At 72.7% G+C, this 20,101-nt stretch carries 21 protein-coding genes and 1 pseudogene; 11 read left to right on the top strand and 11 right to left on the bottom strand.

What is annotated here, in order from left to right:
- Positions 1-19: 19 nt before the first annotated feature.
- Together ACFRU2_RS09290 and ACFRU2_RS09285 are read left to right on the top strand one after the other, a co-directional pair.
- Positions 20-445 carry an SPW repeat protein gene (locus ACFRU2_RS09290; RefSeq protein ID WP_382969758.1) on the top strand — a complete coding sequence of 142 codons (426 nt, stop codon included), beginning with the start codon at positions 20-22 and terminating at the stop codon, positions 443-445.
- Between the two features lie 119 nt (positions 446-564).
- Positions 565-723 carry an SCO1431 family membrane protein gene (locus tag ACFRU2_RS09285; protein ID WP_382969756.1) on the top strand — a complete coding sequence of 53 codons (159 nt, stop codon included), beginning with the start codon at positions 565-567 and terminating at the stop codon, positions 721-723.
- Here the strand turns inward: ACFRU2_RS09285 and ACFRU2_RS09280 are convergent.
- Genes ACFRU2_RS09280 through ACFRU2_RS09270 form a run of 3 tightly spaced genes read right to left on the bottom strand, consistent with a single transcriptional unit; the run spans position 698 to position 3,113 of the window.
- Positions 698-1,612, bottom strand: coding sequence for a hypothetical protein (locus tag ACFRU2_RS09280; RefSeq protein ID WP_382969753.1), 915 nt, complete (start codon positions 1,610-1,612; stop codon positions 698-700). The genes ACFRU2_RS09285 and ACFRU2_RS09280 overlap by 26 nt on opposite strands.
- Positions 1,609-2,574 (bottom strand): DUF6114 domain-containing protein, encoded by a 966-nt coding sequence (locus tag ACFRU2_RS09275; RefSeq protein ID WP_382969751.1) that lies wholly within the window; start codon positions 2,572-2,574, stop codon positions 1,609-1,611. Before ACFRU2_RS09275 ends, ACFRU2_RS09280 begins: the two co-directional genes overlap by 4 nt.
- Positions 2,565-3,113, bottom strand: coding sequence for a DUF6230 family protein (locus ACFRU2_RS09270; RefSeq protein WP_274551695.1), 549 nt, complete (start codon positions 3,111-3,113; stop codon positions 2,565-2,567). The genes ACFRU2_RS09275 and ACFRU2_RS09270 overlap by 10 nt, the downstream gene beginning before the upstream one ends.
- 206 nt (positions 3,114-3,319) lie before the next feature.
- Between ACFRU2_RS09270 and ACFRU2_RS09265 the strand changes: the two genes are divergently transcribed.
- The 3 genes from ACFRU2_RS09265 (at position 3,320) to ACFRU2_RS09255 (ending at position 6,055) form a co-directional block, all read left to right on the top strand.
- Positions 3,320-4,066 carry a TetR/AcrR family transcriptional regulator gene (locus ACFRU2_RS09265; protein ID WP_382969748.1) on the top strand — a complete coding sequence of 249 codons (747 nt, stop codon included), beginning with the start codon at positions 3,320-3,322 and terminating at the stop codon, positions 4,064-4,066.
- A 144-nt stretch (positions 4,067-4,210) separates the two neighbouring features.
- Entirely contained in the window at positions 4,211-5,380 is a 1,170-nt protein-coding gene (locus ACFRU2_RS09260; protein ID WP_382969745.1) for an acyl-CoA dehydrogenase family protein, read from the top strand.
- A 150-nt stretch (positions 5,381-5,530) separates the two neighbouring features.
- Positions 5,531-6,055: a hypothetical protein gene (locus ACFRU2_RS09255; RefSeq protein ID WP_382969744.1), complete on the top strand. Its 525-nt coding sequence runs from the start codon at positions 5,531-5,533 to the stop codon at positions 6,053-6,055.
- 86 nt (positions 6,056-6,141) lie between these two features.
- Here the strand turns inward: ACFRU2_RS09255 and ACFRU2_RS09250 are convergent, their stop codons facing one another.
- From ACFRU2_RS09250 to ACFRU2_RS09240, 3 genes and pseudogenes are all read right to left on the bottom strand, one after another.
- Positions 6,142-6,906: a maleylpyruvate isomerase family mycothiol-dependent enzyme gene (locus ACFRU2_RS09250; protein WP_382969741.1), complete on the bottom strand. Its 765-nt coding sequence runs from the start codon at positions 6,904-6,906 to the stop codon at positions 6,142-6,144.
- 202 nt (positions 6,907-7,108) lie between these two features.
- A pseudogene (locus ACFRU2_RS09245) lies at positions 7,109-7,195 on the bottom strand (IS5/IS1182 family transposase); the annotation flags it as partial.
- Positions 7,196-7,561: 366 nt separating this feature from the next.
- On the bottom strand, positions 7,562-7,777 hold the full coding sequence (locus ACFRU2_RS09240) for a hypothetical protein (RefSeq protein WP_382969738.1): 216 nt from the start codon (positions 7,775-7,777) through the stop codon (positions 7,562-7,564).
- A gap of 1,348 nt (positions 7,778-9,125) precedes the next feature.
- Here ACFRU2_RS09240 and ACFRU2_RS09235 point away from each other — a divergent pair.
- Together ACFRU2_RS09235 and ACFRU2_RS09230 are read left to right on the top strand one after the other, a co-directional pair.
- Positions 9,126-10,259, top strand: a complete 1,134-nt coding sequence (locus ACFRU2_RS09235; protein WP_382969736.1) for a hypothetical protein — start codon at positions 9,126-9,128, stop codon at positions 10,257-10,259.
- A gap of 85 nt (positions 10,260-10,344) precedes the next feature.
- Complete coding sequence (locus ACFRU2_RS09230; RefSeq protein WP_382969733.1) at positions 10,345-11,448, top strand: phosphotransferase family protein; 1,104 nt, start codon at positions 10,345-10,347, stop codon at positions 11,446-11,448.
- A gap of 27 nt (positions 11,449-11,475) precedes the next feature.
- Here the strand turns inward: ACFRU2_RS09230 and ACFRU2_RS09225 are convergent, their stop codons facing one another.
- Positions 11,476-11,925 (bottom strand): hypothetical protein, encoded by a 450-nt coding sequence (locus tag ACFRU2_RS09225; protein WP_382969730.1) that lies wholly within the window; start codon positions 11,923-11,925, stop codon positions 11,476-11,478.
- 218 nt (positions 11,926-12,143) lie between these two features.
- Between ACFRU2_RS09225 and ACFRU2_RS09220 the strand changes: the two genes are divergently transcribed.
- From ACFRU2_RS09220 to fxsA, 4 genes are all read left to right on the top strand, one after another.
- Positions 12,144-12,584: an Lrp/AsnC family transcriptional regulator gene (locus ACFRU2_RS09220; RefSeq protein ID WP_030240692.1), complete on the top strand. Its 441-nt coding sequence runs from the start codon at positions 12,144-12,146 to the stop codon at positions 12,582-12,584.
- Positions 12,585-12,792: 208 nt separating this feature from the next.
- Positions 12,793-14,454, top strand: a complete 1,662-nt coding sequence (locus ACFRU2_RS09215) for an amidohydrolase (RefSeq protein WP_382969727.1) — start codon at positions 12,793-12,795, stop codon at positions 14,452-14,454.
- Positions 14,455-14,790: 336 nt separating this feature from the next.
- A complete protein-coding gene (locus ACFRU2_RS09210) occupies positions 14,791-15,573 on the top strand; it encodes a polyprenol monophosphomannose synthase (protein ID WP_382969725.1) in 783 nt (260 codons plus the stop codon).
- Positions 15,574-15,685: 112 nt separating this feature from the next.
- Positions 15,686-16,279, top strand: coding sequence for an FxsA family membrane protein (gene fxsA / locus ACFRU2_RS09205; RefSeq protein ID WP_382969722.1), 594 nt, complete (start codon positions 15,686-15,688; stop codon positions 16,277-16,279).
- A 157-nt stretch (positions 16,280-16,436) separates the two neighbouring features.
- Here the strand turns inward: fxsA and ACFRU2_RS09200 are convergent, their stop codons facing one another.
- The 4 genes from ACFRU2_RS09200 to ACFRU2_RS09185 form a co-directional block, all read right to left on the bottom strand.
- Entirely contained in the window at positions 16,437-16,811 is a 375-nt protein-coding gene (locus ACFRU2_RS09200) for an RNA polymerase-binding protein RbpA (RefSeq protein ID WP_007262928.1), read from the bottom strand.
- 320 nt (positions 16,812-17,131) lie between these two features.
- Entirely contained in the window at positions 17,132-18,508 is a 1,377-nt protein-coding gene (locus tag ACFRU2_RS09195) for an MFS transporter (RefSeq protein ID WP_382969719.1), read from the bottom strand.
- 68 nt (positions 18,509-18,576) lie between these two features.
- Positions 18,577-19,347, bottom strand: coding sequence for a glycerophosphodiester phosphodiesterase (locus tag ACFRU2_RS09190; RefSeq protein WP_382969717.1), 771 nt, complete (start codon positions 19,345-19,347; stop codon positions 18,577-18,579).
- A gap of 73 nt (positions 19,348-19,420) precedes the next feature.
- Positions 19,421-20,080: a hypothetical protein gene (locus ACFRU2_RS09185; RefSeq protein ID WP_382969714.1), complete on the bottom strand. Its 660-nt coding sequence runs from the start codon at positions 20,078-20,080 to the stop codon at positions 19,421-19,423.
- Positions 20,081-20,101: the final 21 nt, after the last annotated feature.

Here is a 20,101-nt window from a genome sequence, read left to right as displayed (position 1 = left end):
TCATAGGAGGCAGCCCGCCATGACCACTCAACCGAGAATCGAACACCACCCCGACCTCGCTGAGATGCGCTCGCGGTTCGAGCGGGTCACCAGCACTCCGAGTGCCCAGATCGTCGAGGCGCTGGCCCTGATGACGGGCCTGTACATCGCCGCCTCGCCGTGGATCGCCGGATTCAGCGGGCTCAGCTCGCTGGCGATCAACAACCTGATCGCGGGCCTGGCCTACTGTCTGTGCATGAGCGGACTCGGCTCCGCCTACGAACGCACCCACGCCATGGCCTGGACCGCGGTCGGTCTCGCCGCCTGGACGATCGTCGCGCCCTTCGTCATCTCCGGCGACGTGAGCACCACCCGCACGGTGTGGAGCAACGTCCTCGCCGGCGGTATCGCCCTGTGCCTGGCCCTGGCCATGGCGGGCATGGCGGGCCGCGACCGCACCACCTGATCCGGTACGCACGACCCCTCGCGCCCCCGGCCCGCACCACGCGGCCGGGGGCGTGAGACATGCCACCCGTGACCATCGTCTCTACCGCGCGGGCCGCCTCCGCTGTCACATTGGAGGGCATGACCGCACACAGCGCCGCCCCCACCGCCCCCGCCCGCAACCTGGTCCGCACCGGCGGACCCGAGGACGATTCCTCCTCCTGGCTGGAGCACGTGCTCGGCTGGACCCTGGTCGTGGTCGTGGCCATGTTCGTCACCCAGGTCGGCTGGTTCTTCTAACCCCAGGCTCTGCCCCCGCCCCGGCCTCCGGCTCCACCCGCCAGTGCCGGTCCGGAACGCCCACCAGCCCGTACAGCGCCCGTACGGGCGAGCGAGCCGGCAGCAGCACCACCCCGGCCACCAGGGCGAACACCCCGATCCCGGCCCACCAGCCGAGCAGCCGGACCAGGACGCTCGCGCCCAGCGCCCCCGCGAACGGCAGCCCGTAGACCCCCGCCCCGGCGATCGCCACCGCGATCACCCTGGGCACCTTGAGGTCCGCCGCGGCGCCCGGCAGCCGCCAGCCCTCCACCAGCCAGCCGATCTCGGCCAGCAGCATCGTGCCGATCACGGCCGTCCCGAAGATCAGCACGGCCAGGAAGGTGCCCGAGGTCGCGAAGGCCAGCGCGCCGTTGACGACCCCCTCCGCGGACCAGTCGGCGAAGGCCTGCGGATCGGCGCTCAGCAGCCGCTCGTACCCCGTGCCGTCCCACCCGTGGATCAGGGTGAAGAACAGCAGGAAGTACCCGGCGACCGCCTGGAGGTACCCCCAGTAGCCGGCCCCGACCAGGACGAACAGCCGCGCCACCAGGAACCCGAGCAGCGCGCCGAGCACCACCGAAGCCCCGTAGAAGAGCGCGAAGCCGGCCCACACCCCGTCGTGGCCGCGGGCCGCGTGCATCGTCGACCAGGCCGGGTTCTGCCACATCAGGTACGCCCCGGTCGGGGCGGGCAGCAGCGCCGCGTAGAGCAGGGTGAGCGCCAGGTACGGATTGGCCGCGCGGCTCCTCGTACGGACCCCCTCGCCCCGGACCGACCGCTCCCACCACTGGAGCTGGCGCCCGGCGGCCACCGCGAAGGTGGCGCCGATGCCGTACGCCCACAGCGGCGCGGCCTGGACGGGGATCACGAGGCCACCAGCCGCAGGTTGTCGGTCTTGATCACGTCGGAGGTGACGAGCGCCTGCTCCGCGCTCACCCGGGTCATGAAGACGAACGGCGGGATGACCGGGGGAGCGGGCAGACCGTCCGGGCTGAAGGTCACGCACAGCAGCCCTTCGATGCACCCGCTGAACCTCGTCAGGTACAAGGTCACATCGCCGCTCAGGTCCAGCCTCTTCGCGGCGAGCCCGTACTCCTCGCGGCCGTCGCGGCTGCGCAGCTCGTAGTCGGTGAGCGTGGCCGCCCGCATCCGCAGCACCAGCACCTTCAGCGGCCCGTCCACCGTGGGCACGTGGGTGACCCCCGCGAAGGCGAACCCCTGCGGGGCGAAGAGCGCGGTGGTCACGGTCGGGGGAGTGCGCGCGGCCATCGGCGGACCGGCCGGGGCGGCGGCCCGCGCCTCCCCGGTGCCCGCCACCAGCGAGGCGAGCAGCACCACCGGCAGCGCGGCGGCCAGGGTGCGCGGCCCGCTGCCGTCCAGACTCGGGACGTACAGGCCCTCCTCGCCCGCCTCCGGATCGGGCCGCGGGGTCCAGCCGAAGGCCAGCGCACTGCCCGCGATGCCGAGCAGCATCCCGACGAGGAAGCCCCCGAGGTTGGTCGCCACGAAGGACAGCACCGAGAGCAGCAGCGCGTGGATCGAGACGTAGGCCCGGGTCTGCGGCAGCAGCCACAGGAACAGGCCGGCGGCGATCAGCGCGAGTCCGATCCCGATGGCCGCGATCCCGCCGAGACCCAGGCTGACCAGCACGGTGAGTGGGGAGAGCGGGACCAGCAGCAGCTCGGTCCCGCCCAGGATCACCAGCAGTCCGCCCCAGAAGGGACGGGTGCGGCGCCAGGCGCGCAGCCGCCGCCGAGGGCCGGGCAGCGGGAGCCGGCGATCCAGCCACCCGCTGCCCGGCCCGGCGGGCCCGCGCAGGCCTAGAAGCACTTCTTGCCGTCCAGGCTGACGTTCAGCTTCAGGCCCTTGAGGTGGAAGTTGCCGCCGGTCGCCGACCAGGCGTGCGACTTCACGTCCACGACCTCGATGTCCCCGGCCTGGAGGCCGAACTTGCCGGCCTCGCCCTTGATCCCGCCGACCTGGTCGAGGGTGGAGGCGTCGCGGCCGATCTGGGCCGTCCCGAAGACGGCGTCGCCGGCCAGGTCCTCGCCGTCGATGACGAGATTGCTGGCCGTGACGGTGCCGGCCGGGCCGCCCGCGGTCAGCTTGAAGACCACCTTGCCCACCGGGGTGTCCACCTCGGCGGCCTGGCAGATGTCCGTGAGGGTGGCCTCGCCGATGCCGAGCAGCGCGACGGGATGGCCCTTGCCGTCGACGGAGCGGTCCGTCTGCACGTAGGAGGCCAGGCCCTTGCTGCTCAGTTTGGACGAGGAGACCTGGAAGCTGGTCCCCGAGACGGCGAAGGAGGCGGCGAGCGCGCCCTGTGCCATGACCATCGCCATCGCCCCGACCGCGACGACCGCGGGCATCGCGACGGCGGCCGTCTTCTTCCAGTCGACCCGCCCCTCGGGCGTCCTTCTCTTCTTGCCCGTCGTGCTCGGCGTGCTCGTCGTGCCGTTGCCCATGATGTGTTCCTCCCGTACGTCGTCCGGTGCGCAGGGGGAGTGCAAAGGGGGGTGCACAGGGGTCTGCCATACTGCGGGCTTCCTGTGGCAGTTCGAGGCTAGGGCTGAATTTGAATAATAGTCAACAGCGCGGAACGACCGGACGTTCGCAGGTTCGGCGGGCCGAACTCATAGCGATCGGGCGGAAGTTGTTCGCCGACACCTCGTACGACGCGCTCTCCATGGACGACATCGCCAAGCACGCGGGCGTGGCCAAGGGGCTCATCTACTACTACTTCAAGAGCAAACGCGGCTACTACCTGGCCATCGTCGAGGACTCGGTGGCCGAGCTCGTGGCCCGAGCCGCGGGCGAGAGCGAGCAGCCCAACGCGCAGCGCGTGCGCACGACCATCGACGGCTACCTGTACTACGCCGAGCACCACCAGGCCGCCTACCGCACCATCGTCACCGGAGGCGTCGGCTCGGACTCCGAGGTCCTCGCCATCCGCGACGCCGTGCGCGAGGAACTCATCGCGACCATCGCGGAAGGCGCGTACGGCCGTCGCGAGATCCCGCCGATCGCCCGGCTGGCCCTGGTCGGCTGGCTGGCGGGCGTCGAGGGCAGCACCCTCGACTGGATCGGCCCGGCGGACGCCCCGGCGCCGGTCCCGGCGCAGGCCCCGGCGGCGGACGCTCCCGACCACCCCGACCACCCCACCCACCCCATCCACCCCACCCACCCCGGCCGGGCGGAGTTCGGCGCCTTGCTGGTGCGCACGCTGCGCGCGACCCTGACGGTGATCGAGGAGTTCGTCCCCGAATGCCCGGCCCCGCCCGTCCCCGAGGATGATCTCGTACCCGTGACGGGAAGCCCCTGATCGGGCATACTCAACCGCCGCAGCCCCTTGAACTGGACCTTCCCGCGATCCGGGAGGGCACCATCGGCTGTGAGCCCCCGAGACCCGGCGACGCGTACCACCCTCACGCGCCGCCCCGTGCTTGAACGTGAGGAGAGCGCCGCCATGACCGACCGCGCGCCGCAGGTGGACCGATCGCTGCCCACCGAGGAGTCCCGAGACCTGCTCGCGCTCGTACGCGAGATCGCGCAGCGGGAGATCCGCCCCCGGGCCGCCGAGGAGGAGGATGCCGGCCGCTTCCCCCGGGAGGTCTTCGCGCTCCTCTCCGAGTCCGGTCTGCTGGGGCTCCCGTACGCCGGCGAGTTCGGCGGCGGCGACCAGCCGTACGAGGTCTACCTCCAGGTGCTGGAGGAGCTGGCCGCGGCCCGCCTGACCGTCGGGCTCGGCGTCAGCGTGCACTCGCTGGCCTGCCACGGCCTGGCCGGCTACGGAACCAAGGAGCAGAAGGGCGCCCACCTGCCCGAGATGCTCGGCGGCGGCCTGCTCGGCGCGTACTGCCTCTCCGAGCCGGCCTCCGGCTCGGACGCGGCTTCCCTGACCACCAAGGCGGTCCGGGACGGCGACGACTGGGTGATCACCGGCACGAAGGCATGGATCACCCACGGCGGGGTCGCCGACTTCTACACGGTGCTGGCCCGCACGGGCGTCGACGGCCCGAAGGGCATCACCGCCTTCCTGGTCCCGGGCGACGCGGAAGGCCTCACGGCGGCGGTCCCCGAGAAGAAGATGGGCATGAAGGGCTCGCCCACTGCCCAGCTGCACTTCGACGGCGTACGGGTCCCCGACACGCGCCGCATCGGCGAGGAGGGCCAGGGCTTCACCATCGCCCTGGCCGCCCTGGACGCGGGTCGCCTCGGCATCGCCGCCTGTGCGATCGGCGTGGCCCAGGCCGCGCTCGACGAGGCCCTGGCGTACGCCCTGGACCGCAAGCAGTTCGGGCACCCCATCGCGGACTTCCAAGGCCTGCGGTTCATGCTGGCCGACATGGCCACGAAGATCGAGGCCGGCCGCTCCCTCTACCTCGCGGCGGCCCGGCTGCGGGACGCGGGCAAGCCCTTCTCCCGCCAGGCTGCGATGGCCAAGCTCTTCTGCACCGACGCGGCGATGGCCGTCACGACGGACGCGGTCCAGGTCCTGGGCGGCTACGGCTACACGGCGGACTTCCCGGTCGAGCGGCTCATGCGCGAAGCGAAGGTCCTCCAGATCGTGGAAGGCACGAACCAGATCCAGCGCATGGTGATCGCCCGCCACCTGGCAGGCCCGGAAACCCGCTGACGACCCGACCCGGGAGCGATGCCGCGCCACCGCTGGCCGGCCCTGCCGAAGCGGCAGGGCCGTCCCCGGCGCCGGGGACCAAGCCGGCGACCAAGCCCCGAGAAACCGTTCCCCAAGCCCCGGCCGCGGGCGGACGCTAGGTTGGCCGACGTGAGCTTGCCGGCACGGAGCTATCGGTACGTGGGGCCGCCTGACCTGCTGCCCCTCGTCCGACCTGAGGCCGAGGGCCGACGCATCCACTCGGCGGCCGACCTCGAAGACTGGGCTTCGGCTCTGGCAAAGGTGGAGTCGGCCGAGCCCTTCACGTTCGTCATCGACTCGGCGGGCGTGCTGCGGCTCGCCCCGCGCCGGAGCGAGCACGTGGTGTGTGCCGGCGGCGGCCCTGTTCTGGGCGCCGGGGAGATGAGCTTCCGCGAAGAGTCCGGGCAGTGGGTGGTCGCCGAATCGAGCAACCAGTCGACCGGATACTGCCCGGACATCAGCTCGTGGTCGGCCGTCGCGAAGGCTCTGGACGCAGCCGGCATCGCGCACCCTCCCGCCTTCACCCACGAGGTGGTGTTCCGGCGCTGCCCCTCCTGCAGTCAGCTGAACATCGTGCGGGAGGAGGACTTCGTCTGCGTCTTCTGCGACGGGGACCTGCCGCAGGAATGGAACGTGGATGGGTCCGCGGCTTAGGCCGACCGGCACATGGCGGGTGGGGCTACCGCTGGGACGGCCGCCCCACCACCCGACGCCTCAAGTGATCCGTCTGCCGGTCGGGCTCAGCCCCAGTCCTGCAGCTGCTGGAGCAGGTCGGCGTCGCCCTCGATCCGCAGCGAGCCGGCCGGGATGCGCATGTACATGAGCAGGGCCATCTCGCTCGACGTGCCGTAGATGGCGGCGGTGGGCTTGTTCTCGGCGGCCTCCGCGGCAGTGAGGCGGGTGAAGCGGGAACCGGCGGCGTCCACCGTCTGGCGCCAGGAGCCGGCCTCGGCTGCGTGGTAGTCCATGGTGGCGGGCTCACCCGGCCACGGGACCGTGCCGGTGCAGACGGTGGCGAGGAACTCCTCGATGGCGTCGACCGCCTCGGTCGCCGGCAGCTCCTGCGGGGTGCCGGAGGCCAGCTGGGCGTCGTAGGTGTGGATCAGCGATTCCGCGACGCGGCGGCGGGCCGCGGCGGCCACCGTGTGCGGTGAGGCCAGCGGCTCCCACCAGGCCCAGCAGCCCCGGTCCGGGCCGGCCTCGCGCAGAGCGGTGAGCAGCTGCTCCGTCGAGTCGGCCAGCCAGGTTATGAGGGCCTCGCGCTCCCTGGGCGCCGCCAGACCGTCCTTGCTCGGCCGCTCGCCGCCCGGCGCGGTGTTCAGCACGATGTAGGCCCAGAAACGGTCCCCCTCACTCAGGTGGTTCGCCAGGTCGTACAGCGTCCAGCCCGGGCAGGACGGGACGTCGGCGTCGAGGCTGGTGGCCGCGGCGACGGCGGCTCGGAACGCGGCGGAACGCTCGTCAATCATCCGCAGCAAGGTGGGGAAGGGAAGATGATCAGTCACGCGGACCTTCTATCACCCGGATCGGGACCCTCGCACTCGATTAAGACCGACCGGCAGATGGATCACTCGAGGCGCGGGGTGGTGGGGCGGCCGTCCCGGCGGTAGCGCTCGTCGAGCGGCGGATGAGCACGCGGAGCCTGACGAGAGCCGCGGCGAGGTGGAGGCGGAACTCGACGACCGCGCCGTTCCTCTGGGAGGCGAGCGAGCGCTTCAGACCCTGCTTCCCGCGGTCGACCGGGGACCGGCCTGCGCACTCGCCGCCGCACGGGGCCTTGGTGATGCAGCCGTCGACGGACATCTCGGCCGGCTCCAGGGTGTGGACGGCCTCGGAAGTGCCCTGCGCGGCCCACTCTTTGAGTGGATGGTGTGGCCGGAGCATCCGGAACCGGGACTGGACGGGCGCTCGCAACCCATATCCGGTCGGGGATTCTGCGGCGGTGGCGAACTCCGGCCGTGTGTGAAGGAGTTCGGCGAACTGGTCCCCGAGGGTCTCGAGCAGCCAAGACGGCAGCCAAGACGCCAGCACGGGCCACCTTGCCGACACCTCTTGCCGGTCGCTCCAAGCCGTCGAGGATGCGCACGTCGGGCGAGCTACGTGCCCGGTGCGGTTTCCGGCGTCGGGCGGCCGGCGGCGGGACGCTCGCGTTGTCAGCGTTCAGCCGCCGAAGAGGGGGCCGGTCGGCCAGATCGGGGAGGAGGCGATCCGGGACCACTCCGGATCGCGCCGCCCCGGCACGGTCCGCCCGTCCTCCTCCCAGCGGGTGAGCAGCGCGCGGTAGATGGGCGGGTCGGGGGTCTGCCGAACCGATTCTTCGTGCCCTGCGGCAGGCGCCCGCCGCCGGCGGCCCACCCTCGGCGTGGAAGTCTCCATCGTGGTCATACCGGGCCAACGCGCCACCGGACCCACGGGTAACCCCGCCCATCCGTTCGACCTGTCCCCACCGACCGGGCGCCGCCCTCGGCGATGCGAACCACATACGACACGCCCTGCGAGCCGAACCAGCCCAAATCACCCCCTCCGGCGTTCGAGGAGCGCAGCTCCGGGGGCGGGCCCCCGGGTGTGGCGCGGCGCGATGGAACGGGTCCGGTCGGGCCCCCGAGCGCGGCGCGGCATGGGGGAGCGGGTCCGGGTGGGCCCCGGCCGCGGCGCGGCACAGGGGAGCGGGTCCGGGCGGGCCCCGAGTGCGGCGCGGCACAGGGGAGCGGGCCCGGGCGGGCCCCCAGGTGCGGCGCCGCACGCGGGAACGGGTCCGGGTGGGCCCCCAGGTATGGCGCGGCATGGGGGAGCGGGTCCGGGTGGGCCCCGGGTATGGCGCGGTGCGGGGGAGCGGGTCCGGGTGGGCCCCCAGGTATGGCGCGGCATGGGGGAGCGGGTCCGGGTGGGCCCCGGGTATGGCGCGGCACAGGGGAGCGGGTCCGGGCGGGCCCCCAGGTACGGCGCCGCACGCGTGAACGGGTCCGGGTGGGCCCCGGGTATGGCGCGGTGCGGGGGAGCGGGTCCGGGTGGGCCCCCAGGTACGGCGCCGCACGCGGGAACGGGTCCGGGCGGAGCCCGGGGAACGGTGGAAGGGCGGGTAGGGGACAGCCCCGCAGGGCCCCACCCGGCCCCCTCCCGCCGACACGGCGCGCCCCCCCATGACCGGGCACGGATCCGGTGCCCACCGAGCAGCGCTCAGGGCGTCCCGCCAGGGAGCGCCACCGGCGGGTACGGCCGTGCCGCCGGGTGCCCACCCCGGCGCGCACGGAGCCGGTGCCAACGGAGCCGGGCTCAGGGCGTCCCGGCAGGGAGCGCCACCGGCGGGTACGGCCGTGCCGCCGGGTGCCCACCCCGGCGCGCAAGCGGAGCCGGTGCCAACGGAGCCGGGCTCAGGGCGTCCCGGCAGGGAGCGCCACCGGCGGGCGCAGCCGGGCCGCCGGGTGCCCACCCCGGCGCGCAAGCGGAGCCGGTGCCGACCGAGCAGCGCTCCGGGCATCCCGCCCGGGGAAGCCCCCCCGGGCGGGCGCAGCCGGCCCGCCGGGGGGTCAACCCCGGGCCCTCCCGGTGACCCCGCCCCGCCCCGGCCCCCCGGCCACCCCGTCGAAGGCCCGCCCCAACCGGGCCCCCGCACGGTGTGTCTCCCTGCCAGTCTGTGCCACAACCCTGTTCCCCACCCGGCAATCTGACGTACCGTCATTTCCGCCCAGGTGTCATCCCTCGCACCCGTCCCCGGAGGTTCGCCATGCCCGCCGACCGGCCCGTACCGCTCGACGAATACCCCATCCACCAGGCCCCGTTGTCGATGAAGCACCTCGTCACCGGCGACCGCAACGCCTACGACCGCTGCATCTTCCACGTCTTCGACCACGCAGGCCGCGCCGTCCTGATCCTCGGCCTCGGCGTCTACCCCAACGCCGGTGTCATCGACGCCTACGCCACCCTCCGCGTCGGCGACGAACTGCTCGCGGTCCGCGCCTCCGACGCCCTCACCGACGACCGGATGAACCTCTCCGTCGGCCCGCTCCGCATCACCGTCGACGAACCCCTCCGGCGGATCACCCTCACCTGCGCCGCAGACCCCGATGACCCCGACGGACTCTCGTACGACATCACCTGGACCGCCGAGTTCCCCGCCGTCTGGGAGCCGCACCACACCCAGCGCCGGGGCGACCGCCTCATCCTCGAAGGCCGCCGCTTCGTCCAGGCGGGCGGAGTCACCGGCACCATCCGCGCCAAGGGCGAGGAGTTCACCCTCGACGCCGACTGGACCGGCACCCGCGACCGGAGCTGGGGGGTGCGCCCGATCCCCGGCGAGGAGGGCGGCCGGGCGGCCGAGGAGCACCGGCCCGAGGGCTTCCACTGGCTCTGGATCCCCGTCCGGTTCGAGGACCGCTTCCTGATGGTCATCACCCAGGAGGACGCCGACGGCCACCGGGCCCTCAGCGAAGCCGTCCAGGTCTTCCCCGAAGGCAGTGGCCGCCACGACGTACAACTCGGCTGGCCGCACACCGACATCCGCTACCGCCCGGGCGGCCGCCACCCCGAGAGCGCCGTCGTCCACCTCACCGACCCGGCCGGCCGCAAACCCCTGGAACTCGGCGTGGAGATCCTGGCCTCCTCCCCGCTCGCCGTCGGGGCCGGCTACCCGCCCTCCTCCGACTGGCAGCACGGCACCTGGCAGGGCCGCGGCTGGACCGACCGCCGCACCTACGACCTCTCCGACCCCGCGGCCCACCCCATGGCCGCCTTCGGGGTCACCGACCACTCGGCCCGCTTCACCCTCGAAGGCCGCACCGGCTACGGCATCTTCGAGCACGGCAGCTTCGGCCGCCACGACCCCAGCGGCTTCGCCGACTACGGCTCGGTGGCCCCGTAGCCCGGCCCTCCCGGACGGGAGGGCCGGCACCACCACCAGCCTCACGCCTCACGCCTCAACAGCCAAGCCAGAGAAGGGGTTTCCCATGGCAGGACCGGCACCGCGCCCCCGTACCTCCACCCGCGAACCCGAGGAGCTGGGCCGGCGCCTCGCCGCCTGGCTCGACACCGAGCTTCCCGGCGCGAAGGTCACCAACATCTCCGTCCCCGGTTCCAACGGCATGTCCAGCGAGACCCTGCTCTTCGACATAGAGCACCCCGACGCCCCGATCCACGCCTGCGCGCTGCGCCTCGCCGCCGACCCGGCCGCCTACACCGTGTTCCCCACCTACGACATGCCCCGCCAGCACCGGGTCATGAGCCTGGTCGCCGCCCACACCGATCTGCCGGTCCCGCGCGTGCAGTGGCTGGAAGAGGACCCCGGCCCGCTCGGGGCGCCGTTCTTCGTGATGGCCCGCGCCGAAGGGCGCGTACCGCCCGACGTGATGCCCTACACCTACGAGGGCAACTGGCTGCACGCAGCGACCGACGCACAGCGCGCCGTACTGCAGGAGGCGAGCATCGCGCTGCTCGCCCGGCTGCACGACCAGTTCCCGCCCGAGGAGGCGCGGTTCCTCCTCCCGGAGGGAGACGGGAGCCCGCTGCGCCGCCACGTGGAAGCCCAACGCGCCTACTACGACTGGGTGGTGGAGGGGAAGTCCCGGTCACCGCTGCTGGAGCGGGCGTTCGCCCGGCTCGAAGAGCTCTGGCCCGCGGACGAGGGCGGCCCGGCCGTCCTCAACTGGGGCGACGCGCGCATCGGCAACGTCATCTACGAGAAGGACGGCTTCGAACCGGTGGCCGTCCTCGACTGGGAGATGGCGGCCTGCGCCCCGCGCGAGGTGGACCTGGGCTGGACCGTCTACCTGCACTGCTTCTTCCAGGACCTGACGGTCAGTTTCGGCCAGCCGGGCCTGCCGGGCTTCCTGCGCCGCGAGGACATCGAACGCCGGTACGCCGAACTCACCGGGCACACACCGCGGGACATGGAGTTCCACACGCTCTACGCCGCCCTGCGGCACGGGATCGTGATGCTGCGCATCGCCTACCGGCAGGCGCACTTCGGCGAGGTCGAGGTCCCGGCGGATCCCGACAGCCTGATCCTGCACCATGCCAGTCTCACCGCCATGGTGCAGGGAACGTACTGGTAGGCGACCGGGAGGCCGCTCGGCCCGGGCTCAGGCGGCCTGCGCGTGCTGGCGCATCTGCGGCATCACCGCGGGCGCCGGCATCCGCACGGGACGCGAGCCGGGGCCGCCGACGTGCGAGAAGGGCTGGGTCCGCCAGTCCAGACCCTGCGGAAGCGCCAGGTGGACGACGGGCTCCAGCTCCGGGGCCCCGTCGTCGCCGAAGCCGAGGGTGGGCAGCGCGTCGGAGGCGGGCCGCCCGGTGCCCGCGCACACCGTGAGCCCGAAGGGGTTCCACGGGGTCAGGCAGAGGGCGTGCTCCGGCAGGAACTCCTCGTCCGCGACGAGGGCGATCGACTGGCCGCAGTCGGGGCAGGTCGCGTGGTGGATCTCGAATCCCTCGGCGTCGTATTCGAGGTACTCGTCGTCGTCGGCGTAACCGCTCTCGACGATTTCCAGGGGCTCCGGTTCGATGCGACCGGCGCGCTTGGTGTTCAGCATGGATGTACTCCCCCTTGGGTGGGCCGGGCGGGCAGGTTCTTCGGCCACGGCCACCCCAAGCACTTCCCGTCGCGCGGCACGAGTAACCACATCCGGCCGCCGTACGCCCGCATACCCCTGTGGCTTTGGTCACATGCCTGCCGCAGGTGCCACCTCAATCCGTGGACACGGGTGGGCCTAAACGGTTCGGGGCCGTAAGTTGTGCGGCTATGAGCGCAATGGAGGAGCTGGACCGCCAGATCGTGGATCTGCTCGTGCGGGACGGGCGGATGAGCTACACGGACCTGGGCAAGGCCACCGGACTGTCCACGTCGGCGGTCCATCAGCGAGTACGCCGCCTGGAGCAGCGCGGGGTCATCCGCGGTTACGCGGCGGTCGTCGACCCCGAGGCCGTCGGTCTTCCCCTGACGGCCTTCATCTCGGTCAAGCCCTTCGATCCGAGCGCGCCGGACGACATCGCGGAGCGGCTGGCCGGCGTTCCCGAGATCGAGGCCTGCCACAGCGTCGCGGGCGACGAGAACTACATCCTCAAGGTCCGCGTGGCCACCCCGCTGGAACTGGAAGACCTCCTGGGCCGCCTCCGCGCCCTGGCTCACGTCTCCACCCGCACGACGGTGGTCCTCTCCACCCCGTACGAGGCCCGCCCGCCCCGCGTGTAACCCTCCGGCCAAACCCAGCCCCTCCGGCCAAACCCAGCCCCTCCGGCGTTTGAGGAGCGGGGGTCCGGGGGCCGGCCCCCGGGAACGGCGCCGCACCCGGCAACGGGTCCGGGGCGCAGCCCCGGGGAACGGGCGAAGGGCGGGTAGGGGACTCCCTCCCGAAGGGGCCGTGGTCCGCGGCGCGCAGCGCACCCGCCAGACTGTCGGCATGACAGACCGCACCGCCGACTCCGCCAACGCCGCCGGAGGCCCCCGCACCGCCGACTCCGCCCCCACCGCCGGAGGCCCCCGTACCGTCCTCCTCCGCGGCGGAGAGGTCCACAGCCCCGCCGACCCCTTCGCCACCGCGATGGTCGTCGAGCGCGGCCACATCGCCTGGGTCGGCTCCGAGGGTGCCGCCGACGCCTTCGCGCAGGGCGTGGACGAGGTCGTCGACCTCGGAGGGGCGCTCGTCACCCCCGCCTTCACCGACGCCCACGTGCACACCACCTCCGCGGGCCTCGCCCTGACCGGCCTGGACCTGTCCACGGCCGCCTCCCTCTCCGAAGCCCTCCTCCGCGTGCGCGCGTACGCGGACGCCCGCCCCGCCGACCGGGTGCTGCTCGGGCACGGCTGGGACGCCGCCCGGTGGCCCGAACGCCGCGCCCCCCGCAGGCAGGAGCTCGACGAGGCCACCGGCGGCCGCCCGCTCTACCTCAGCCGCATCGACGCACACTCCGCCGTGGTGACCACGGCCCTGCTCCGGCTCGTGCCCGAGGTGCGCGCGGACGCCGACGAGCCGCTGACCCGCGACGCCCACCACGCCGTACGCCGCGCCGCGCTCGGCGCCCTCACCGCGGCCCAGCGCGCCGAGGCACAGCGGGCCGCCCTCGACCGTGCGGCTTCCCTCGGGATCGGCTCCGTCCACGAGTGCGGCGGCCCGGAGATCTCCTCCCCGGAGGACTTCAGCGGCCTCCTGGAGCTGGCGCAGACCCACCCCGGCCCGCGGGTCTTCGGCTACTGGGCCGACCGGGACCTCGCCCGGGTCAAGGAACTCGGCGCCGTCGGGGCGGCCGGCGACCTCTTCGTCGACGGAGCCCTCGGCTCGCACACCGCCTGCCTGCACGCCCCGTACGCCGACGCGGACCACACCGGCACCGACTACCTCGACGCGCGGGCCGTCGCCGACCACGTGGTCGCCTGCACCGAGGCGGGCCTCCAGGCGGGCTTCCACGCCATCGGCGACGCCGCGATCACCGCCGTGGTCACCGGGGTCCGGGCCGCCGCCGACAAGGTCGGACTGGACCGGGTCCGTGCGGCCCGGCACCGCGTCGAGCACGCCGAGATGATGACCCCGGCCACCATCGCCGCCTTCGCGGAACTCGGCCTCACGGCCTCCGTGCAGCCCGCCTTCGACGCGCTGTGGGGCGGCGAGGAGGGCATGTACGCCGACCGGCTCGGCGCCGAGCGCGCCCGCACCCTCAACCCCTACGCGGCCATGCTCAAGGCCGGCGTCCCCCTCGCCTTCGGCTCCGACGCCCCGGTCACCCCCCTCGACCCCTGGGGCACCGTCCGCGCGGCCGCCTTCCACCACACCCCCGCCCACCGCATCTCCGCACGGGCGGCCTTCGCCGCCCACACCCGCGGCGGCTGGCGGGCCCTGGGCCGCGACGACGCGGGCATCCTCGTCCCCGGCGCCCCGGCCGACTACGCGGTCTGGGACACCGCCGAACTGGTGGTCCAGGCCCCGGACGACCGGGTCGCCCGCTGGTCCACGGACCCCCGTTCCGGTACCCCCGGACTGCCGGACCTGACCCCCGGCGGCGAGCTGCCGGTCTGCCTCGCCACCGTGGTCGGCGGCCGGGAGGTATTCGTACGGCCACAGGGGTGATCCGGGTGGCCGTGGTTCGGTGAGGGCGGCCGGACCCGGATAGGTTCGGCCGGGTCCACCACCGGACGTCCGAACCGGACGGAGCCGATCGCTCAGCCGCGCCCGCGCCTCGGGGGCGAGGGAAGGTTTCGCCGCAAGGGTGTCCCCCCTGCTCCGCAGGAGACTTGGGGGCGGTGGCCTCAGATCGGGGCCCTGCGGTCCAGTAGACAACGGTCAGGCGGCCCGCAGCCAGCGGGAGCCGGTCCGGCCCGAAGGACCGCGGGCCCCGATCGCTGTTCTAAAATCATCCTCTGCGACACGACGTACAGGATGTACGAGAACGCAAAAGGGGAATCAGTGAGCGACGGCGGACAGCGAAGCTACGGACCGCTCGGCACGGCCTTGGTGATCATTCCGACCTACAACGAGGCGGAGAACATCGGGCTGATCGTCGGCCGCGTCCGCGCGGCTGCACCCGGGGCCCACGTCCTGGTCGCCGACGACAACAGCCCGGACGGCACCGGAAAGCTCGCCGACGAGCTGGCGGCCGCGGACGACCAGGTCCACGTCCTGCACCGCAAGGGCAAGGAAGGCCTCGGGGCCGCCTACCTGGCCGGCTTCGGGTGGGGCCTGGAGAACGGCTACGGCGTCATCATCGAGATGGACGCGGATGGCTCCCACCAGCCCGAGGAGCTGCCCAGGCTGCTCACCGCCCTGGAGGGTGCCGACCTGGTGCTGGGCTCCCGCTGGGTGCCGGGCGGCCGGGTCGTCAACTGGCCCAAGAGCCGCGAGTTCCTCTCCCGGGGCGGGTCCACCTACTCCCGGCTGATGCTGGGCGTCCCGATCCGCGACGTCACCGGCGGCTACCGGGCCTTCCGGCGCGAGACCCTCGAAGGGCTGGGCCTGGCCGACGTGGCCTCCGCCGGGTACTGCTTCCAGGTCGACCTGGCCCGCCGCGCGGTGCAGAAGGGCTTCCGCGTGGTCGAGGTGCCCATCACCTTCGTCGAGCGCGAGTTCGGCGACAGCAAGATGAGCAAGGACATCGTGGTGGAGGCCCTCTGGAGGGTCACCCAGTGGGGTCTCAAGGAGCACGCCGGCAAGCTCTCGGACAAGCTGACGGGCAATCCCCGGAACAAGTAGCCCGCGCCGGGGCCGGGGACGCGAGCCCGCGCCGGGCGGTCCGGCACCCCTAGGGGATGTCCGGTACCTCCGGCTGAGGACGTCTTTACCCCGGCCCAGGCACACTGGGGGTATGACGACCGGAGTTCCGACCTCTACGGCCCCCCGGCGGCGTTCGCCCGCCCGTACGTACCTTCCCCTGGCCATCGCGGCCTGGCTGATCCTGGAGATCTGGCTGCTCGGCCAGGTCGCCGGACTGATCGGCGGCGGTGGTGTCGCCCTGCTGCTCGCGGGCGGACTGGTGCTGGGTGCGGTGGTCATCAAGCGGGCCGGACGACGTGCCTTCAAGAACCTGACGGACACCTTCCAGCAGGCCCAGGAGGGCCGTCAGCCGACCCCGCCGCAGCCCGGCAAGCCCGGCACGGGCAACGGCCTGACCATGCTGGCCGGTCTGCTCCTGATGATGCCCGGCCTGATCTCGGACGCGGCCGGCCTGCTGCTCCTGCTCCCGCCCGTCCGCGCCCTGATCGGCCGCCGGGCCGCCCGCTCCCTGGAGCGGAAGATGGCCTCCGCGCCGGCCGGTACCTTCGGCGACGCCTTCCAGCAGGCCCGGATCCACTACCCGGACGGCAAGATCGTCCCGGGCGAGGTCATCCACGGCGAGGTCATCCGCGAGGACGGCCCGCAGCGGCCCGACAACGGCTACCGGCCGCCGCTGACCCCCTGAGGGACCGGCACGGCGCACACGGCGAAGCCGCACGGCGTCGCACGGCGCACACGACAAAGCCGAGGGGCCCCACCACACAGTGTGTGGTGGGGCCCCTCGGCTTCGTGCTGTCTTACGGTGCTGCGGGTGCTGCTTGCCGCTGTGTGGCGTCCGGCTGTCAGGCGGACTTACGGCTGTCGCGCGGATGCACGGCAATGTTCATGGCGCCGGAACGAAGGACCGCGAGCCTCTCGGCCAGCACTTCCTCCAGCTCCTCGCGGGTGCGCCGCTCCATGAGCATGTCCCAGTGCGTTCGCGCAGGCTTGCCCTTCTTCTCTTCGGGCCCATCCCCGTCAACCAGGAGTGCCATGGCGCCACACGCCTTGCACTCCCACTCCGGCGGAATTTCTGCCTCAACCGAGAACGGCATCTCAAATCGATGTCCGTTCTGGCATGCGTACTCCACCGCCTGGCGCGGGGCCAGATCGATGCCGCGGTCCGTCTCGTAGCTGGTAACCACGAGCCGCGTACCGCGGAGAGCTCGCTCACTCATGAATCGTGCCTCCCGGGCTTGTCGCCCACAGGACAGGTGTCGCTGTCGTCGTCATCCGGTCAACGTCCGGTCGGCGGTATAGATTCCCGCTCCGGGTCATGCGTCGCCCGTCGTACCGCCCCTTGTTGTACCCACCAGTGCCCGTTTTGTCACATCTGGCAGCAGATGTCACCCAACGTCTTCACTTCATAAGCACGCAGTAACGGTCCGCCTGGCAGGCCAAAGGCGTACACTACCGGCCCTTAGCTTGAACGTCGAAATTCGTTCCGAATTCGCGCGGCTGTGACCCCTCGGATCCGTCGGTTGCGTCGGATCCCCGGTCAGATCCGCTCGGGTACAGGATTCCCCGCCGCCTCCACCGCGCGCCGCACCGGCACTCGGGCGAGCAGCACGAAACCCAGTGCGAAGAAGACCACCAACGAGATGATCGCGTCCCGGTAGCTGCCCGTGACCTGGTAAGTGAGCCCGAAAACCAGCGGGCCCACCCAGCTCAGCCCCCGGTCGCTCATCTCGTACGCCGAGAAGTACTCGGCCTCCTTGCCTGCCGGAACCAGGTGCGAGAACAGCGAGCGCGACAGCGCCTGACTGCCGCCGAGCACCAGTCCGATCATCGCGGCGAGTGCGAAGAACCACACCGGGGTCCGGGCCGGCAGGAAGTATCCGGCGGCCAGCGTCAGGCCCCAGGCCGCCAGCGAGCCGAGGATCGTCCGCTTGGCGCCGTACCGGAGGGCCAGCCGGCCCATCCCCAGCGCACCGGCCACCGCGAGGACCTGGACGAGCAGGATCGCCCCGATGAGGGTGGACTGCTCCAGCTTCAGCTCCTCCGACCCGTAGATCGAGGCCTGGGAGATCACCGTCTGCACGCCGTCGTTGTAGATCAGGTACGCCAGCAGGAACGACAGGGTCAGCGGGTAGCGCCGCATGTCCTTCAGTGTGGCGACGAGCTGCTTCCAGCCGCTGACCGCCGGGGCCGCGCCCGGCTCCCGGACCACGGCGCGGTCCCGCAGCCGGCGCAGCGGGATCAGCGCGAAGGCCCCCCACCACAGGCCCGCGGAGGCCAGGCAGATGCGGATCGCCATGCCTTCGGTGAGACCGAAGGAGTCGTGGCCCATGTACAGCGCCAGGTTCATCACGAGCATCAGCGAGCCCGAGGTGTATCCGAAGGCCCAGCCGCGCGAGGAGACCGTGTCCCGCTCGTCCGGCGTCGAGATCTGCGGCAGATAGGCGTTGTACAGCACCATCGAGACCGACAGCGAGGCGTTCGCGACGATCAGGAGCAGCCCGCCCAGCAGGTAGCGCTCGCCGGCCAGGAAGAACATGCCGGCCGTCGCCGCGGCCCCCGTGTACGCGGCCACGGCCAGCAGCGGCTTCTTGCGGCCGGTCCGGTCGGCGACCGCCCCCGCCAGCGGCATGAGCAGCACGGCCAGGATCACCGAGGCGGACACCGTGTAGGCGAAGAAGGAACCGGCCCGCACCGGGATCCCCAGCGGATGCACGAAGCCCTCGGCGTCCGCCGCGGCCTTGGCGATCGAGGTGAGGTACGGCCCGAGGAACACGGTGAGCACGCTCGCCGAGTAGACGGACACCGCGAAGTCGTAGAAGTACCAGCCACGCTGCTCGCGCTTGCGCGCGGCCGTGGCGGCGGCTCTGCCGTCCTCGGCCCCCGGTTCTGCGTCTTCCGTCGTCTGCGCACTCATTGGTGCCCCCTCGCTGGTCCCCGTACCGCTGCGGCCGCTTCCACCGGGCGCGCAGCCGAAAGGGCCGGTCAGGCCCAGGCTCCGCGTCGGTCCAGCACCGTGCGCAAGATGTCGATCCGGTCGGTCATGATGCCATCGACTCCCAGGTCCAGGAGAGCCTCCATACGTTCCGGTTCGTTCACGGTCCACACGTGCACCTGGAGCCCCCGCTCGTGGGCCGTCCGCACGAACCTGCGGTCCACCACGCGGATGCCCGCCTGGGTCTCCGGCACCTGCGCCGCCACCGCGCCCGCGCGCAGCGCGGCCGGGATCGCGTACGACCGCAGCCGCAGCCCGACCACCCCCGCCATCCCGTACGAGGTCGCCAGCCGCGGGCCGGCGATCTTCTGGGCCCGGGCGACCCGGCGCTCGGAGAAGGAGCCCACGCACACCCGGTCCCAGACCCCGGCCCGCGCGATCAGGCCGACCAGCGGGTGCACGGCGGACTCGTCCTTGATGTCCACGTTCCACCGCGCGTCGGGGAACTCCTCCAGCAGGTCCTCGAAGAGCGCGAGGGGCTCGCTGCCGCCCGCCCGGACCTCGCGGAGCCGGCTCCACGGCAGCTCGCGGATGCGCCCCTGCCCGTCGGTGACCCGGTCCAGGGTGGCGTCGTGGAAGGCGACCAGTTTCCCGTCGGCGCTGGCGTGCACATCGGTCTCGAAGTACCGGTAGCCCGCGGCGGCCGCCGCCCGGAAGGCGGCGGCGGTGTTCTCCAGCCCGTCCGCGGCCCCGCCGCGATGCGCGAAGGGGATCGGGCCGGGGTGGTCGAGATAAGGGTGGGGTAGGCGTACGTGCGTCACCGCGGCAGTATGCCCCCTGCCCGTACCGGACCGGGACCGCCCCCGTGTCCGGCCGGTGAACGGCCGCGGGGGATCAGTCCCGCAGTGCGTGCGGCGGGAGGCCCGCATACACGTACGCGGTTCGGTCGCGCGGCTCGCCGTAGTACTCGGCCTCGCCCCCGAGGACCGCAACGAGGGAGTCCGGCCCCCGCCACCAGTCGTCGGCCAGCCCCGCGACCTCGGGCACCCGCTCGAAGCCGGTGAGGTCGAGCTCGTCCACCGCGTCACCGCTGAGCCGGGTGACTTTCCGCGCCCACCGGGAGGCGTGCTGGTCCAGGGCCTGGGCCTCGATCCACCCCTCGACCGTGGCGTGCAGGGGGGTCCAGCGGATGCCGTGGACGCCGAACTCGCCGTCCGGACCGATCAGGAAGCCGAAATTGACCGAGCACCGGACCGGTCCCGCGGGGATCCACCACCCCTCCTCCGGCGAACCCTCCGGAAAGTCGGAATCCAGGACCTTGGGGCCGCCCTCGAAGTGGCGCGAAGGTGGCAGGACCAGGCCGCCCCAGCGTGCCGAGTATGCCTCCGCCCGGTCGATCTCCCGCGCCGGCACCCCGTGGGCGAGCCAGCTCTCCCGATGGGAGCGAATATCCCCCGGGGGCACCCGGACGCAGTGGATCCAGAGGAAGGACAGGGCCCGCCGGGTCAGCCCGTCCGGGACGGCGGCGCCGTGGGGAAAGAGGTCGATGGCCACCCTCCGGACGCTACCGACTAG

The sequence above is a fragment of the Streptomyces sp. NPDC056883 genome, assembly GCF_042788835.1.
GTDB classification, from domain to species: domain Bacteria; phylum Actinomycetota; class Actinomycetes; order Streptomycetales; family Streptomycetaceae; genus Streptomyces; species Streptomyces stoeckheimensis.
Note: the sequence above shows the minus strand (reverse complement) of the source record. Positions and strands in the feature narration are given on the sequence as shown.

Coding starts and splice junctions, on each gene's coding strand:
- ACFRU2_RS09220 (WP_030240692.1), top strand. CDS start 12,144: ATGGAGGAGCTGGACCGCCAGATCGTGGATCTGCTCGTGCGGGACGGG.
- fxsA (WP_382969722.1), top strand. CDS start 15,686: ATGACGACCGGAGTTCCGACCTCTACGGCCCCCCGGCGGCGTTCGCCC.
- ACFRU2_RS09290 (WP_382969758.1), top strand. CDS start 20: ATGACCACTCAACCGAGAATCGAACACCACCCCGACCTCGCTGAGATG.
- ACFRU2_RS09270 (WP_274551695.1), bottom strand. CDS start 3,113: ATGCCCGCGGTCGTCGCGGTCGGGGCGATGGCGATGGTCATGGCACAG.
- ACFRU2_RS09195 (WP_382969719.1), bottom strand. CDS start 18,508: ATGAGTGCGCAGACGACGGAAGACGCAGAACCGGGGGCCGAGGACGGC.
- ACFRU2_RS09215 (WP_382969727.1), top strand. CDS start 12,793: ATGACAGACCGCACCGCCGACTCCGCCAACGCCGCCGGAGGCCCCCGC.
- ACFRU2_RS09240 (WP_382969738.1), bottom strand. CDS start 7,777: ATGGAGACTTCCACGCCGAGGGTGGGCCGCCGGCGGCGGGCGCCTGCC.
- ACFRU2_RS09230 (WP_382969733.1), top strand. CDS start 10,345: ATGGCAGGACCGGCACCGCGCCCCCGTACCTCCACCCGCGAACCCGAG.
- ACFRU2_RS09235 (WP_382969736.1), top strand. CDS start 9,126: ATGCCCGCCGACCGGCCCGTACCGCTCGACGAATACCCCATCCACCAG.
- ACFRU2_RS09285 (WP_382969756.1), top strand. CDS start 565: ATGACCGCACACAGCGCCGCCCCCACCGCCCCCGCCCGCAACCTGGTC.
- ACFRU2_RS09225 (WP_382969730.1), bottom strand. CDS start 11,925: ATGCTGAACACCAAGCGCGCCGGTCGCATCGAACCGGAGCCCCTGGAA.
- ACFRU2_RS09260 (WP_382969745.1), top strand. CDS start 4,211: ATGACCGACCGCGCGCCGCAGGTGGACCGATCGCTGCCCACCGAGGAG.
- ACFRU2_RS09200 (WP_007262928.1), bottom strand. CDS start 16,811: ATGAGTGAGCGAGCTCTCCGCGGTACGCGGCTCGTGGTTACCAGCTAC.